At 71.5% G+C, this 12,401-nt stretch carries 10 protein-coding genes; 6 read left to right on the top strand and 4 right to left on the bottom strand.

The genetic code is table 11. The features are described 5' to 3' along the window. Positions 1–3: 3 nt before the first annotated feature. Positions 4–1,578 carry a carboxyl transferase domain-containing protein gene (locus tag KHA85_RS07620; protein WP_070722303.1) on the bottom strand — a complete coding sequence of 525 codons (1,575 nt, stop codon included), beginning with the start codon at positions 1,576–1,578 and terminating at the stop codon, positions 4–6. 778 nt (positions 1,579–2,356) lie between these two features. Here KHA85_RS07620 and KHA85_RS07615 point away from each other — a divergent pair. Beyond that, on the top strand, positions 2,357–2,647 hold the full coding sequence (locus KHA85_RS07615; protein ID WP_007629396.1) for a DUF1540 domain-containing protein: 291 nt from the start codon (positions 2,357–2,359) through the stop codon (positions 2,645–2,647). 31 nt (positions 2,648–2,678) lie between these two features. Here the strand turns inward: KHA85_RS07615 and KHA85_RS07610 are convergent, their stop codons facing one another. Then, positions 2,679–3,356 carry a hypothetical protein gene (locus tag KHA85_RS07610; RefSeq protein ID WP_213185345.1) on the bottom strand — a complete coding sequence of 226 codons (678 nt, stop codon included), beginning with the start codon at positions 3,354–3,356 and terminating at the stop codon, positions 2,679–2,681. Positions 3,357–3,503: 147 nt separating this feature from the next. Here KHA85_RS07610 and KHA85_RS07605 point away from each other — a divergent pair, with 147 nt between their 5' ends. From KHA85_RS07605 to KHA85_RS07590, 4 genes are all read left to right on the top strand, one after another. Further along, positions 3,504–4,970, top strand: coding sequence for an amidase (locus KHA85_RS07605; RefSeq protein WP_213185344.1), 1,467 nt, complete (start codon positions 3,504–3,506; stop codon positions 4,968–4,970). 123 nt (positions 4,971–5,093) lie between these two features. Then, positions 5,094–5,543 carry a GntR family transcriptional regulator gene (locus KHA85_RS17935; protein ID WP_213185343.1) on the top strand — a complete coding sequence of 150 codons (450 nt, stop codon included), beginning with the start codon at positions 5,094–5,096 and terminating at the stop codon, positions 5,541–5,543. After that, positions 5,540–6,541, top strand: a complete 1,002-nt coding sequence (locus tag KHA85_RS07595) for an ATP-binding cassette domain-containing protein (RefSeq protein ID WP_213185342.1) — start codon at positions 5,540–5,542, stop codon at positions 6,539–6,541. The genes KHA85_RS17935 and KHA85_RS07595 overlap by 4 nt, the downstream gene beginning before the upstream one ends. Beyond that, a complete protein-coding gene (locus KHA85_RS07590) occupies positions 6,538–7,314 on the top strand; it encodes a hypothetical protein (RefSeq protein ID WP_213185341.1) in 777 nt (258 codons plus the stop codon). The genes KHA85_RS07595 and KHA85_RS07590 overlap by 4 nt, the downstream gene beginning before the upstream one ends. 41 nt (positions 7,315–7,355) lie before the next feature. Here the strand turns inward: KHA85_RS07590 and KHA85_RS07585 are convergent, their stop codons facing one another. Continuing rightward, on the bottom strand, positions 7,356–7,823 hold the full coding sequence (locus tag KHA85_RS07585) for an Lrp/AsnC family transcriptional regulator (RefSeq protein ID WP_043567295.1): 468 nt from the start codon (positions 7,821–7,823) through the stop codon (positions 7,356–7,358). Positions 7,824–7,990: 167 nt separating this feature from the next. Between KHA85_RS07585 and KHA85_RS07580 the strand changes: the two genes are divergently transcribed. Further along, complete coding sequence (locus tag KHA85_RS07580; RefSeq protein ID WP_213185340.1) at positions 7,991–11,608, top strand: indolepyruvate ferredoxin oxidoreductase family protein; 3,618 nt, start codon at positions 7,991–7,993, stop codon at positions 11,606–11,608. Positions 11,609–11,814: 206 nt separating this feature from the next. Here the strand turns inward: KHA85_RS07580 and KHA85_RS07575 are convergent, their stop codons facing one another. Further along, the gene (locus KHA85_RS07575; RefSeq protein WP_061229069.1) at positions 11,815–12,384 is read right to left on the bottom strand and encodes a TetR/AcrR family transcriptional regulator; all 570 of its coding nucleotides are present in this window, start codon (positions 12,382–12,384) and stop codon (positions 11,815–11,817) included. Positions 12,385–12,401 lie beyond the last annotated feature (17 nt).

Here is a 12,401-nt window from a genome sequence, read left to right as displayed (position 1 = left end):
TGCTCACATCCTGAAGACGCCGTTGTTGACCGGCTCGAGGGGGGCGTTGGCCGCGGCCGCGAGGGCCAGGCCGAGGACGGTACGGGTGTCGGCGGGGTCGATGATCCCGTCGTCCCACAGGCGGGCCGTCGAGTAGTACGCCGTCGACTGCTCGTCGAACTGCTCGCGGATCGGGGCCGTGAACTCGGCCTGCTGCTCGTCCGTCCACTCCCCTCCCGCCTTGGTCACCTGCGCGGCACGCACCGAGGCGAGGGTGTCCGCCGCCTGCGGGCCGCCCATCACGGCGATGCGCGCGTTGGGCCACATCCACAGGAAGCGCGGCGAGTAGGCACGGCCGCACATCGAGTAGTTGCCGGCGCCGAACGACCCGCCGACGACGACGGTGAACTTGGGCACCCGGGCGCACGCGACCGCGGTGACCATCTTGGCGCCGTTCTTGGCGATGCCCCCGGCCTCGTACTGGCGGCCCACCATGAAGCCCGTGATGTTCTGCAGGAAGACCAGCGGGATCTTGCGGCGGTCGCACAACTCGATGAAGTGCGCGCCCTTGAGCGCGGACTCGGAGAAGATGACGCCGTTGTTGCCGATGATCCCCACCGGGTGCCCGTGGATGTGGGCGAACGCGGTGACCATCGACGTGCCGTAGTTCTCCTTGAACTCCGTGTACTCGCCGCCGTCGACGATCGTGCCGATGATGTCGCGCACGTCGTACGGCTTGCGGGAGTCGACGGGGACGAGGTCGTAGAGGTCGCTCTGGGGGCGCGCGGGCTCGCGGGGCTCGAGCACCTCCCAGTCCGGCTCGGGGGCCGGCGGGCACGTGGCGACGATCTCGCGGACCTTCATCAGTGCGTCGTAGTCGTCGTCGGCCAGGTGGTCCACGACACCCGAGGTCTTGGCGTGCAGGTCGCCGCCGCCGAGCTCCTCGGCGGTGACCTCCTCACCCGTCGCGGCCTTCACCAGCGGCGGCCCGGCGAGGAAGATGGTGCCCTGGTTGCGGACGATGACGGCCTCGTCGCTCATCGCCGGCACGTAGGCGCCACCCGCGGTGCACGAGCCCATGACCGCGGCGATCTGCGGGATGCCCTTGGCGGACATGGTCGCCTGGTTGTAGAAGATCCGGCCGAAGTGGTCGCGGTCCGGGAAGACCTCGTCCTGCTGCAGCAGCATCGCGCCGCCCGAGTCGACGAGGTAGATGCACGGCAGGTTGTTGGCGAGCGCCACCTCCTGGCCGCGCAGGTGCTTCTTGACGGTCATCGGGTAGTAAGTGCCGCCGGAGACCGTGGCGTCGTTGGCGATGATCAGGCACTCACGGCCCGAGACCCGCCCGATCCCGGCGACGACGCCCGCAGCGGGCGCCTTGCCGCCGTACATCTCCTCGGCGGCCAGCGGCGAGAGCTCGAGGAACGGGCTGCCCGGGTCGAGCAGGACGTCCACGCGCTGCCGGGCGAGGAGTTTGCCCCGCTCGAGATGGCGCGCGCGGGCCTTCTCCCCGCCGCCCTGCGCGGCCCGCTCGAGGCGCTCGCGGAGGTCGGCGAGCAGTTCCTCGTGGGCCTGGCGATTGGTGGTCGCGGAAGTCATCAGCGCCGCCCCCTTTCAGTTAAGTCGGATTAACTGAAAACGACGATAGTGCCGCGGCTCACAAAAGTCCAGAGCTGCCGGCGGTCGGCCCGGGACACCTTGGCGCGACCCGAGGGCAGCCGCGCGGCACCGGCCCGGACAGCCCCTGCGACCGGCCGAGTCGCAGCCGCGCGCGGCCAGCCCGGACACAGCCGCGCGCCGCCGGCACAGACCGTCCCGCGCCCGGCCCGGATACAGCCGCGCGCGGCCATGGCGTCTCGCGCGCCCCGATGCGCAGGCCGGACGCCATGCCGAGGGGTGGGGATGGCTCGGCCGTACATCCGCAGGGGCGAGACGCCATGCGCGAGAGCGGACGCCAGGAGCGAGACTCCACGGAGGGGAGCGAGACGCCATGCACAGGAGCGGATGCGTCCGTTGCGAGCCCCCGGCGGCGCGGCGGGAGCGCGGGCGAGACGCCATGGAGGGGAGCGAGACGCCATGCGCGGGAGCGGACACACCCGTGGCGGCGCCCCCGGCCGGGCGGAGGCGAGTTCCGGCCGCGGGCGGCGAGATCGAGCCGGACGAAGAGGGGCAACCGGCCCCCGTGACAGAACCCGACGGAGGGGCGGACCGAGGGGTCGTTGCGAGTCGCGAAACTATGCCATCTGCCGCATACGTGCAGGTAGAGAGCTTAGGCTTGCCTGACTTAGCACAGCCTCAACTTGCTTGCAAGCCCGCACCGTTCGGTGTTGACTCTGGGGCATACCACCCAGCCACAGCCACACGAGGAGCGATCGTCATGGCCACTCTCACCGGAATCAGCACCTGCACCGTCACCGCGTGCTCGTTCAACAGCGACCAGAGCTGCAACGCGGGCGCGATCACCGTGGCGGGCGCCCCCGACCACGCCGAGTGCGGCACCTTCATCTCGCTGGACGTCCGCGGCGGCCTGCCCACCGCGAGCGCTCACGTGGGCGCGTGCCAGCGCGTCGAGTGCACCTACAACAAGGACCTGCTCTGCTCCGCGGAGTCGGTCAAGATCGGCGCCGGCGCCGACACCGCCGACTGCCTCACCTACACCCCGGCCTGACCGGCGGGATGCCGCGCCGGCGAATCGCCTCTCAGCTGGCGCGGGCCACGTACTGACCCATCTCGCGGACGACGTCGTTGACGCACTCCGCCCGGGTCACGAACGGCAGGTGGATGACATCGGCATCGGTGCCGAGGGCGGTCAGCAGATGCAGACCGTCGGCATCGACGCCCAACACATACGGCGGCTGAGCCGGGTCCCCGGACCCGGCCAGCATCGCCAGATCAGAGCCGAAGCGCGCCCGGATCTCGTCCGCGAGACCGGGCGTCTCGCATGCCAGGGGGTCCGACGGGACCGCGTCCAGACGGGCCGCGTCGACCGTGCCCTCATGCCCCAGCCGGCGCACGTTGACCTCTCCCAGCTCGATCTCGATCTCGACGATCCAGCCCTCACCCTGACGCGCCGCGCGCGCCACCCCGAAGCCGTAGAGGCTCGCCACATGGACCTTGGCCTCGACGATCGGGGCGAACTCGTCGATCATCACCACGACCTCGACCGAGTCGCCGGGCGCGACCATCAGGCCGGACCAGGGCGCCGGGGTCCCCGTGACGACGATCGTCCCCTCCCCGATCCAGCGATGCCCCGCCGAGACCATGACGTCCGAGCGATCCTTGGTGCCGCGAACGGCGACCGTGGCGATACCCGATCCGTCGAGAAGACGACGCGCGCCCGTGGTGACCGGATTCGACACGATCGGGTGCGCTGTCATCGATGAGACCTCCAGATTCGGATCCTGATGCGACTACCGCATTAGGTGACCCTTGCCTTAGTTAGCTCCTCCTAAGATCCACGGCCGCGCGGGATCTGTCAAGGGGTGGACCCGAAATTCCGGCCCGCACCGCCCTACAGTGGGGGCGTGACCGACGCCACAGACACGGCCGATCCGGCAGCCGACCCGTCCGTCGGCCCACGGCGACTGCACGCCTTTCGCGACGACGCACTCGGCTATGACGACGCCACGGCCCTGGCGCAGAGGGTGCGCAGGCGCGAGGTCTCGCCCACCGAACTCCTCGAGGCGGCGATCGATCGCTGCGCAACGGTGGACCCCGCGCTCGGCGCTCTCGTCCACACCGATTTCGACCGCGCCCGCGCGCGGGCCGCCCGGCACGATTCCTCGGAGCTGTCCGCCCCGTTGGCCGGCGTCCCGAGCGCGTTCAAGGACGCCGTCCGGGTGGCCGGTTCACCCATGCGGATGGGCTCGCTCGCGGTGCCCGCCACCCCGGCCCTGCGGGACGGCCCCTACGCGCCGCTGTTCCGCGCGACGGGACTCAACCCGGTCGGGACCACCGCGATGCCACCGTTCGGCTGGACCGCCGCCACCGAGAGACAGGGCGGGCTGGTCACCCGGAACCCGTGGAACACCGGGCGGACCAGCGGCGGATCCTCGGGCGGGTCCTCGGCGCTCGTCGCCGCCGGCGCGCTGCCGATCGCCCACGCCAACGACGGCGGCGGATCGATCCGCATCCCGGCCGCGGTCACCGGGCTCGTCGGCTTCAAGCCGAGCAGAGGTCGGCACCCCGACGAGTCGTTCTCCGCCTCCATGCCCGTCAAGCTCATCTCCCAGTCGGTCGTGACCCGGTCGGTGCGGGACACCGTCGCCTTCCTCACGGCATTCGAGTCCGCGTATCGCCCGGTCGGCGTCCCGCCGATCGGCCACGTCCATCACGCGCCGCGGCGGCGCCTGCGGATCGGCTTGGTCGAGACGAGCCCTGCCGGCGGGCCGACCGACGCCGCGGGCCTCGCGGTGCTGCGGCAGACCGCCGAGAGACTGTCCGCACTCGGCCACGAGATCCTCCCCGTGGGCGCGCCCGTCGCCGCGTCGTTCCGCGACGACTTCATCGCCTACTGGGGACTACTCGCACTGAGCACCGCCGCGGGCGGGAATCGCCTGTTCGACCCGCTGTTCACCCACGACCGGCTCGACCCGTTCACCCTCGGACTGGCCGCGATGGCCAGGCGGAAACTGCCGACCCTGCCCCTCCGACTCGCGCGGCTGGCCAGAGTTCGCCGTCAGTTCGACGCGAGCTTCGGTGACCTCGACCTCTACCTCAGCCCGGTGGTTGCGCACGAGACCCCGGAGGTCGGATACCTGGACGCCGACCAACCGTTCGAGACCCACCTCGAGCGGGTCTCCGACTGGGTCACCTTCACTCCGCTGCAGAACGTCGCCGGCTCCCCCGCCGTGTCGCTGCCCACGGGCCGGGCACCGGACGGCATGCCGATCGGCGTCCACCTCTCGGCACGCCGCGGGCACGATCGCGTCCTCCTCGAGCTGGCCTCCGAGTACGAGGCGGCCCACCCCTTCGCCCGAATCTGGGACTGACGGCCCCGCCCCGCGGCCACAACCCTGCCCCCGCACCGACAGCCGAAGCGGCCATTGACGTCGGCGCAGGTCAAATGGTTCACCAGTTGAGTAACTAACCCACCAACCCGAGGGGACGCCCAGGTGGACGACGGCAGACCGCTCTTCGTGCAGATCGCCGAACAGATCGAATCGTCGATCCTGGACGGTTCTCTCACCGAGGGCGAGCGTGCGCCGTCCACGAACGAACTCGCCGCCTTCCACCGCATCAATCCGGCGACGGCCGCCAAGGGGATCAACCTCCTGGTCGACCGCGGCATCCTGACCAAGCGCCGCGGACTCGGCATGTTCGTCACGCCCGGGGCCCGCGAACTCCTGCACGCGGAACGACGACAGCGGTTCACCGACGACGTGGTGGCAGCAATGGTCGCCGAGGGCCGCGCCATCGGGCTCGACGTCGAGGAGATCGTCGACATGGTCCGCGCCGCCTATCCGCGCTCCGCCGCCTACTCGCATACCGACACGTACCCGCACTCCGACACGCTCCCGCGCACCGCCGCACACCCCAGCCCACCCAAGGAGAGGGCGCAATGACCAACGCCATCGACATCACCCATCTCTCGCGCCACCACCGCGACGCCACGGCGCTCGACGACGTGACCGTCTCGTTCGAGGCAGGAGTCATCCACGGCCTGCTGGGACGCAACGGCGCCGGCAAGACCTCGCTCATGTCGATCGCCTCCGGCCAGGACTGGCCGAGCGCGGGCGACGTCCGCGTCTTCGGCCTGCGTCCCCACGAGAACGAGCAGGTGCTCCCCCGCATCTGCTTCATCCGCGAGGACCAGCGCTACATCGAGGACTCCTTCGCCCGACACGCGTTCAAGGCCGCGGCGATGGCCTATCCCAACTGGGACGCCGACCTCGCCGAGCGCCTCGCCGAGGACTTCCGGGTCCCCGCCCGGACGCGGATCAAGAAGATGTCGCGGGGCCAGCGCTCCGCCGTCGCGGTGATCCTGGGGATCGCCTCGCGTGCGGACGTGACCTTCTTCGACGAGCCCTACATGGGCCTCGACGCGGTCGCCCGCCAGTTGTTCTACGACCGTCTCCTGCAGGACTACACCGAGCATCCCCGCACGCTCATCCTGTCCACGCACCTCATCGACGAGCTCGCCCACCTCCTCGAGAACGTGGTGGTGATCGACCGGGGCCGGATCCTGCTCGACGAGCCCGTCGAGTCGCTGCGCGGGCGGGCGGTCACGCTGGTCGGCCCCGCCGACGCCGTGCGCTCGCTGGCGGGATCGCGGCGGGTGCTCCACTCCGAGTCGATGGGGCGGACCCTCCGGGCGACCGTCCTGCGCGCCCCGGGCCGGACCGAGGACCCCTTAGAGGACCAGCGAGCGCGGGCTGACGGCGTCGAGGTCGTGCCCGTCTCGCTCCAGCAGCTGATCGTCCACCTGACGTCGGCGGGCGCCTCGTCGTCGTCCTCTTCACCGCAAGCACCGTCACCACCGCCACCACCGTCACCGACCGGACCGGGGCCCGGCGCCCCGGCCGTCACCACCACCGGACTCAGCTCGGAGGTCTCGTCATGATGTCCGCCACCGCCGAGGCCGCCGCCTCCACCGGCACCACCACGCCGTCCGCCACGTCCTCACGGATCCTGTCCGCGTTCCGGCTCCAGTTCATCGTGCGCAGCAACTTCGTCGTGGTGCCGGTGATGGTCTCCCTGTTGTCGTGGGCGGTGTCCGTGGGCATCACGTTCTGGATCGCCGCGATCGCCGACGACCGCACAGCAGGCGAACCGATGTACAGCGGAGCCGCCCAGTCCGCGATCTGGACGCTCGGATTCATGGCCGCCTACACGGTCACCCAGACCATGCCGTTCGCCATGGCGTTGAGCTTCAGCCGGCGCACGTTCGTCCTCGGCGCCTACCTGGCGTTCGCGGCGGTGTCGGCGGCGTTCGGCGTCGCCTTCGTGGCCGGGGCCGCGATCGAGCGGGCCACGGACGGGTTCGGCATCCACGCCTACCAGTTCGACCTGCCGTTCGCGACCGGCAGTCACGGCCTGGCGGGGGCGGGCCTCCTGGCCGGGACGCTCACCCTCGCCGTGATGTTGGTGGGTTTCCTCGCGGCCGCGACGTTCCGGCGCCTGTCCCTCATCGGGTTCTGGACCGCGGTGATCGCGGTCATCGCCGGCCTCGCCGTCGCGCTGCTACTGGCCGTGCAGAACATCGGCTGGCCGCGGATCGCCGAGTGGTTCGCGGCGCAGACCGCCCTCAGCGGGAGCGCCTACCTGATGGTCGTCGCCGTGCTCGCCGGCGCCCTGGCCTACCTGGTCCTGCGGCGGGACACCCCGGCGAGCTGAGCGTGGCGCGCGGGCGGGCGGGTGCTCGCGCGCCCCGCGGCTCAGTCGCCGAGGAGCTGCGTGGCGCGCGGCCCCACGCGCTGGCGCAGGATCACCTCGGTGCGCGTGCGGAGCACCCCCGGGGTCGAGATGATCGCGCTGAACACCTCCTCGAGGTGCGCGTGGTCGCGGGCCACCACGCGGCAGACGAGGTCGAACTCCCCCGCCACGCTCATCACCTCGAGCACCTCGCGGACCTCCGCCAGGCCCGCGCACGTCGACTCGAGCTCCGCCTGCGCCAGCTGGATGTGGACCAGCGCGCCGAGCGGGTAGCCGAGGGCGGCGGGGTCCAGCCGGGGCGCCCAGGAGGCGAGGACGCCGCGGGCCTCCAACTTGTCGAGCCGCGCCTGCGCGGTGCCCCGGGCCACCCCGAGCCGTCGGGAGAACTCGCGGACGCCGACTCGGGGGTCGGCCATGACCACCCGGAGAAGGCGCCGGTCCGTATCGTCCAACTGGGGTGCGTGTTCCATGTGTCCACGGTAGACGACGACGAGAGGGCAACTGGCCCAGTTAGTTGAGGAACGGACGCTTCCGGTTGTGCAGAGTGTGCGCCCGATCTATGACCGCGTGACGCGCCTCACATTCCGTCCTAGCCTGAGGGAGAGACCCACGACGTCACACAGGCCAGGTGTTGATCATGACCTCTCTTCTCGGCCCCTCGAGCGGCACCCACGACGACCTCCCCCGGTTCGGGCGGGCGGACGCCGGATCGTTCTCCCTCTCCGACCGCTACACGCGCGAGAGCGGCACCATCTACCTGACGGGAATCCAGGCGCTCGTCCGGACGGTCCGCGACCGCGCCCGGCTGGACCGGCGCCAGAACCTGCTCACCGCGAGCCTGGTGAGCGGCTACGAGGGATCACCTCTCGCCGGCTACGACCTCGAGCTGGCCCGGCGTGCGGAGTTCCTCGACCCGTTCGACATCGTGCACCGTCCGGCCCTCAACGAGGAGGCCGGCGCGACGGCGGTGATGGGCTCGCAACTGGCACGCCGCACCGGCACCCTGCGCGCGACCGCCCACACCCGCGGCGCCCCGCTGCAGGGCGTGGTGGGCTACTGGTACGGCAAGGCGCCGGGCCTGGACCGCGCCACCGACGCCTTACGGCACGCCAACCTCATCGGCACCGATCCGAACGGGGGCGCCGTGGTGATGGTGGGCGACGACCCCGGGGCCAAGTCCTCGACCGTGCCGTGCGCGTCGGAGCTCGCTCTCGCCGACCTCTACATGCCCACCCTGTACCCGGCCGATTCGCAGGACGTCCTGGACTTCGGCGTGCACGCGGCGATCCTCTCCCGCGTCTCCGGGCTCTGGTCGGCGCTGAAGATCTCCGCGCACGTGGCGGACGCCTCGTCGACCGCGCTCGTGGACCCCGACCGGATCCTGCCCGTCTACGGCGATCTCGGCACCAGTCCGCACGTGCCCTCCGGGCATCTCCTCGGCTCGAACCTCATGGAGCTCGAGCAGAACCAGCTCACCATCCGCCTCCCCCGCGCCCTGGAGTACGCCCGCCTCAACCGGCTCAACCGGATCGTGCAGTCGACCGCCGACGACCGGATCGGGATCGTCGCGGCCGGCAAGACGTACCTCGACGTGCGGGAGTCGCTGCGCCGTCTCGGGATCGGCGACGACGAGCTGGGCCGACGGGGGATCCGGATCCTCAAGCTCGGAATGATCTACCCGCTCGAACGCACGATTCTCGACGAGTTCATGTCCGGGCTCGACGAGGTGATCGTCGTGGAGGAGAAGCGCGACTTCATCGAGACCATGATCCGCGACATCCAGTTCCGCAAGCCCGGGGTGGCCAACGTCGTCGGCAAGGCCCACGAGGACGGGTCGACGCTGTTCAGCCGCTTCGGCGAACTCGATGTGGACTCGGTGACCCGCGGCCTCGCGCAGCGGCTCGGCACCGTCCACGGGATCGCCTCCGCCAGCGCCTGGCTCGACGGCCCGGGGCGCGTCCGCACCCGCATCGCACTGCCGCTCGCGGCCTCGCGCACCCCGTACTTCTGCTCGGGCTGCCCGCACAACAGCTCGACCAAGGTCGCGGACGGGACTCTCGTCGGCGGCGGAATCGGCTGCCACGCGATGGTGCTCATGATGGACGAGCAGCAGGTCGGCCACGTCACCGGCGTCACCCAGATGGGCGGCGAGGGAATCCAGTGGACGGGGATGGCGCCGTTCCTCGACGAGCGGCACATGGTGCAGAACGTCGGCGACGGCACCTTCATGCACTCCGGGTCACTCGCGCTGCGGGCGGCGGTGGCCTCCGGGGACAACATCACCTACAAGCTGCTCTACAACGGCACGGTCGCCATGACCGGCGGCCAGGACCCGGTCGGCGAGATGAGCCTGCCCGAGATCGTGCGCCTGCTGCAGGCGGAGAAGGTCGCGAAGATCGTCGTCACCACCGACGACGTCAAGGCGACGAGGGCCCGCGGACTGCCGCGCGGCGTGGAGGTCCGCGACCGCACGGAGACCCTCGAGGTCCAGCAGGAACTCGCCGCCGTGCCCGGTGTGACGGTGCTGGTCCACGACCAGTACTGCGCCGCGGAGAAGCGCCGCCACCGCAAGCGCGGCGACTACCCCACGCCGGATCAGCGCGTGGTGATCAACGAGCGCATCTGCGAGGGGTGCGGCGACTGCGGCAGGAAGTCCAACTGCCTGTCCGTGCACCCGGTCGACACCGAGTTCGGGCGCAAGACGCAGATCGACCAGTCGACGTGCAACCTCGACTTCTCGTGTCTGCAGGGTGACTGTCCCGCCTTCGTGACCGTCGTGCCCGGAGCCCGCACCGAGCGGGTGGCCACCGCGCCGTCCCTGGACGCGGCGGAGCTGCCCGAACCCGAGCGCGCAGACATCGACGCCGAGCGCGAATTCTCGCTGCGGCTCACGGGCATCGGCGGGACCGGGATCGTCACCGTCTCGGCGGTGCTGGCCACGGCGGCCGTGCTCGACGGCAACTCCGCGCGGACCCTCGACATGACCGGCCTCGCCCAGAAGGGCGGCGCGGTCGTCTCCGACGTCCGCGTCTCGCGGACGCCCGTGGAGCAGCCCCCCAAGATCGGCGCGGGGGACTGCGATCTCTACCTGTGTTGCGACGGGCTCGTGGGTGCCGACGACAAGCACCTCAAGGTCGCCCACCCCGATCGCACGACGGCGGTCGTGTCCACCACGCGGATCCCCACCGGGAAGATGGTGATCGACACCTCCGAGCACTACCCCGCCACGTCGGACATCCAGGCCGCCATCGACCGGGCCGCCGCCCGCGGCATCTACCTGGACCCGGGCGAGCTCACGGAGAAGCTCTTCGGCTCCACGCAGACGGCCAACATGTTCATGGTGGGCGCGGCGTACCAGAGCGGGGCCCTGCCCATCTCGGCCGAATCGATCGAGAGGGCCGTCGAACTCAACGGCGTCGCGGTCGAGTCGAACCTCCAGGCGTTCCGCCGGGGCCGGCAGGCCGTCGCGGACCCGCAGGCCCTGTCCGCGCTGCTCGACACGCTCCACCGCCCGGCGACCGCGGCCACCTCCGGGGCGTACGAGCCCTCCCCCGCCGCCGCGCGGGCGCTCGCCGGGCTCGGCGCGGAGGCCTCGGACGAGCTGCGTGCCGTGGTGGCCCGGCGGGTCGACGAGCTCGTCGCCTACCAGGACGAGGCGTACGCCGCCGACTACGTCCGGCGGGTGGAGGCGGTGCGCGACGCCGAGACGCTGCAGGACGGCGCCCCGGCCGGTTCGGCGTCCGAGCCGCTCGCCCTGGCGGTGGCGCGGAACCTGTTCAAGCTGATGGCCTACAAGGACGAGTACGAGGTCGCCCGCCTGGCGATCGATCCGGAATTCGCCGCACAGCTGGACGAGGACTGGGGCGAGGGGGCGGTGGCCAGACTGCAGCTCCACCCGCCGGCGCTGCGGGCACTGGGGATGAAGAAGAAGATCTCGCTCGGGCCGAAGGCCATGCCGGCGATGCGGGCACTGGCCCGGATGAAGCGGCTGCGCGGCACCCCGCTGGACGTGTTCGGCTACGCCGGGGTCCGCCGGGTCGAGCGGGAGCTGCTGGACGAGTACCGCACCCTGGTCGACGAGCTCTTGGACGACCTGCGGCGAGCCGGCCCCGCGGGCCGGGACGCGACCTGGCGCGGCACCGCGGTGGCGCTGGCCGAGCTACCGGACATGGTCCGCGGCTACGAGGAGGTCAAACTGGCGAACGTCGAGCGCTACCGCGAGGAGCTTGCCCGCCTCCGGGCCGCCCTGGGCTGACGCCCGACCCGCCGCCGCGCCCCACCCCGCTCGGAAAATCCGCTACTCCCGCTCCGGATCCGCTACCCCTATGGGAGCAGCGGATCCGGACGGAGGGTAGCGGATTTCGGCGTTGGGTCGGTCCGCGGCCCGCCGGCTCGGCGTTGGGTCGGTCTGCAGCCCGCCGGCTCGGCGTCGGGTCGGTCCGCGGCCCGCCGGCCCCGCGGTCACGACCGCAGGGCCGCCGACGCCATCGTGGTGAGGACGGCGCGCAGGTCGGCCTCGGCCATCGCGGGCAGGCGCGGGCTCGAGTTGAGCAGCCCGAACACCGCGTGGACGTGCGCGCGCGCCTGAGTGGAGGACAACTCGGGCCGCAGGCGTACGAGGGCGTCGACCCACAGTTCGGCGTACTCGCGCTGCAGGGTCCGCACCTCGTGCCTCGGTGCGGCGGGCAGCGAGCCCAGGTCGCGGAACTGCACGCTGATGAGGTCGGGCTCGGTGGCCACGAAGTCGACGTGGACGGCGAGCAGGGCGTCGAGCACCCGGTCCGGGTCGCCGCCGCGCTCCACCGCCGCGCGACCGCCGTCGCGCAGCCGCCGGGAGATGTCGAGCAGCATCTCGGCGAGCACGTCCTCCTTGGAGGAGAAGTAGCGGTACATGCCGGGGCCGGAGATGCCCACCTCGGCACCGATGTCGTCGAGGCGCACGGCGTGGAACCCGCGGCGCGCCATGAGCCGGGCGGCGGCGGCGAGGATCTCCCCCCGCCGCCGCGCCTTGGCCTGCGCGCGCGGCGTCAGCGGAGCCCCACCGGCTC

It is taken from the genome of Dietzia massiliensis (assembly GCF_018390595.1).
Classification (GTDB): Bacteria; Actinomycetota; Actinomycetes; order Mycobacteriales; family Mycobacteriaceae; genus Dietzia; species Dietzia massiliensis.
This window is presented reverse-complemented; position numbering and strand designations above follow the sequence as displayed.

What these genes read in the sequence shown, in the direction of transcription:
- KHA85_RS07620 (WP_070722303.1), bottom strand. Translation starts at nt 1,578, where the DNA reads ATGACTTCCGCGACCACCAATCGCCAGGCCCACGAGGAACTGCTCGCC.
- KHA85_RS07615 (WP_007629396.1), top strand. Translation starts at nt 2,357, where the DNA reads ATGGCCACTCTCACCGGAATCAGCACCTGCACCGTCACCGCGTGCTCG.
- KHA85_RS07610 (WP_213185345.1), bottom strand. Translation starts at nt 3,356, where the DNA reads ATGACAGCGCACCCGATCGTGTCGAATCCGGTCACCACGGGCGCGCGT.
- KHA85_RS07595 (WP_213185342.1), top strand. Translation starts at nt 5,540, where the DNA reads ATGACCAACGCCATCGACATCACCCATCTCTCGCGCCACCACCGCGAC.
- KHA85_RS07590 (WP_213185341.1), top strand. Translation starts at nt 6,538, where the DNA reads ATGATGTCCGCCACCGCCGAGGCCGCCGCCTCCACCGGCACCACCACG.
- KHA85_RS07585 (WP_043567295.1), bottom strand. Translation starts at nt 7,823, where the DNA reads ATGGAACACGCACCCCAGTTGGACGATACGGACCGGCGCCTTCTCCGG.
- KHA85_RS07580 (WP_213185340.1), top strand. Translation starts at nt 7,991, where the DNA reads ATGACCTCTCTTCTCGGCCCCTCGAGCGGCACCCACGACGACCTCCCC.